The organism is Limnohabitans sp., from assembly GCF_040401495.1.
Classification (GTDB): domain Bacteria; phylum Pseudomonadota; class Gammaproteobacteria; order Burkholderiales; family Burkholderiaceae_C; genus Limnohabitans.
On the sequence record NZ_JBBAOI010000001.1, the window covers coordinates 1 to 2,455 of the forward strand.

At 36.8% G+C, this 2,455-nt stretch carries 3 protein-coding genes; all 3 read right to left on the reverse strand.

The features are described 5' to 3' along the window. Positions 1-296: class I SAM-dependent methyltransferase (locus tag AC9UEO_RS00005; RefSeq protein WP_509528316.1), on the reverse strand; the 296-nt coding region annotated here is incomplete at its 3' end. Positions 297-300: 4 nt separating this feature from the next. Beyond that, positions 301-1,281: a glycosyltransferase family 2 protein gene (locus AC9UEO_RS00010; RefSeq protein WP_509528318.1), complete on the reverse strand. Its 981-nt coding sequence runs from the start codon at positions 1,279-1,281 to the stop codon at positions 301-303. Between the two features lie 24 nt (positions 1,282-1,305). Beyond that, on the reverse strand, positions 1,306-2,283 hold the full coding sequence (galE, locus tag AC9UEO_RS00015) for a UDP-glucose 4-epimerase GalE (RefSeq protein ID WP_509528320.1): 978 nt from the start codon (positions 2,281-2,283) through the stop codon (positions 1,306-1,308). Between the last annotated feature and the right edge of the window lie 172 nt (positions 2,284-2,455).

Sequence of the window (2,455 nt, forward strand, 5' to 3'; positions counted from 1 at the left end):
TAATCCTCATTTCCTGGGTACCTTTCTTTGGAAATCTCTAAACTTTTTTGAGACACATCAGCGCAGGTCAAGTGAGCATTTTTAAAATATTTTCTAAAGTAAGGTATTGAATTTCCTATCCCTGATCCAAAATCCAAAATGCTCAGTTTTTCGCTTACTTTTCTCTTGTTCATCAAAGATGCTAAGTCTTTTATTTTATATTCAGAAAAATATTCTGGCCCCTCTCCTGATGCAGATATATTTTGCTTATGTTGCTCATAATAATCATCGGCCAATAAATCAAATTCAGCTTCCATTTTTCTATTCTTCATTTTTTTTATATGAGCCTATTTTAATAGTTTCAAAATTATCTGAATTTAATATTTCCTGAATAACATAAAGAGGGCGTCCCTTTGATTCAATATAAATTCTTCCTAGATATTCTCCCAAGACTCCTGTGACAAAAAGCTGGATACTTCCTAATGATAATATTATTAAGGCCAAGGATGTCCAACCTTCAATTGTATTGCCTAGTAGGTTCTCGATAACAACAAAAAGCAGTAAGGCTACTGCTAATAGTCCGGTGAATACACCAAACCATGTAGCAAATCTTAACGGCAGTATAGAAAATCCAGTTATTGCATCTATTGCAAATCTAATCATTTTAGTTAAAGGATATTTTGTTTTACCGGCGAAACGTGGCTCGCGATCGTAAAATATAGGCTCCTGACGCATTCCTATCCAGCTAACCATTCCTCGAATAAATCGATGTTGTTCGGGCATATTATTTAGTACTTCGACAGCTTTTCTACTTATCAGCCTAAAGTCGCCTGTATCTTTGGGAATATTAATATCTACAAACCAATTAAGAATTCGATAAAATGCAAAGGCTGATGCTTTCTTAAAAGCTGTTTCACCCTCACGCTTATTACGTTGCCCATACACAACATCGCAACCTTCATCCATTTGCAGCATCATTTTTGACAGGAGCTCTGGGGGGTCTTGTAAATCGGCATCAATGATAAATATTCTATCCCCCTTACAAAATCTTAATCCTGCAGATAAAGCTATTTGATGGCCATAATTCCTCGAAAGATTAATTGAGGTCACCTGCCTATCACTTCTAGAGATCTCGCACATCTTCTCCCATGTCGCATCAGTAGAACCATCATTGACCAATATCAATTCATAACTTTTATCCACTGCCTTTTTACAGGCTTCAGTAACTCGCCTGCTTAGCTCAAAAATTCCATCCTGCTCATTAAAACAAGGAACTACTACCGATAGCTTTAACTTAGACATTTCAATTTCCTGCAAATAATAGAGTTATGTACCACGATGCCAATTTACTGCATGTTCAATAATGTCACGCAATTTGGGATAGCAAGGAGCCCATCCCAGAGAGCTCTTTGCAAATGCAGAGTTGGAAACAAGTTTAGAAGGATCACCCTGTCGTCGATTAACGATTGAATATGGAACTTGGCGCTTAAGAACTTCCCCGACAGTATCTATAACCTCCATTACGCTATAGCCCGATCCATTTCCTAAGTTAATTTTGAGAGACCCTTTACCAGAATCAAGATGCTGAAGCCCAAGTAAATGGGCGTCGACAAGATCGCAAATGTGAACATAATCGCGCACACAAGTTCCATCAAGTGTATGAAAGTCTGAGCCGAATACCTTTAACTCTGGACCTCTACCTGATCCTGCAGCTATTGCTAATGGTATCAAGTGGGTTTCAGGCTGGTGCCTTTCCCCCAAGCTACCATCTGGATGAGCTCCGGCCGCATTAAAGTATCTAAGACATACATGCTGAATGCCATAGGCAAGCTCATAATCCATTAAAACTTGCTCGACCATCCATTTTGATCGTCCATATGGGTTAACGGGAATCTGTGGATGACTCTCATCAATCATTTCAGATATAGGATTACCAAAAATGGCAGCGCTAGAGGAAAAAATAAACTTCTCGACACCATGATTGGCCATTGAATTGAGGAGAGTAATCGTATTACTTAAGTTATTTTCGTAGTATTTTGCAGGATAAATTACAGACTCGCCAACTTGAATAAATGAAGCAAAATGCATAACAGCATCAATTTTTTTCGTACTAAATATTGAATTTAATAAATCACTATTACCAAAATTACCCCTTATCAGTTCGGCCCCAAAGAGTGAGTCTTCGTAACCACTACTTAAATCATCTATAACAATAGGGACATAGTTTTTATCTTTCAGTAACTTCACCATGTGAGATCCTATGTAACCTGCGCCACCAATCACTAAAATATTCTTATTTATCATTTTGTTTAAATTAGCTATTTATTAGGATGTTTAAGTAGGTTTTTTATTAATGTAATTTTTTTATAAAAATTAGAATTATTTATTTTAACCAATTGATTCCTAATGCTATTTAATTCTGCATTAGCTAAATCAAGCTCAGTTGTGGTTTGCTCTAAGAGCTTGGAGCGGGTAA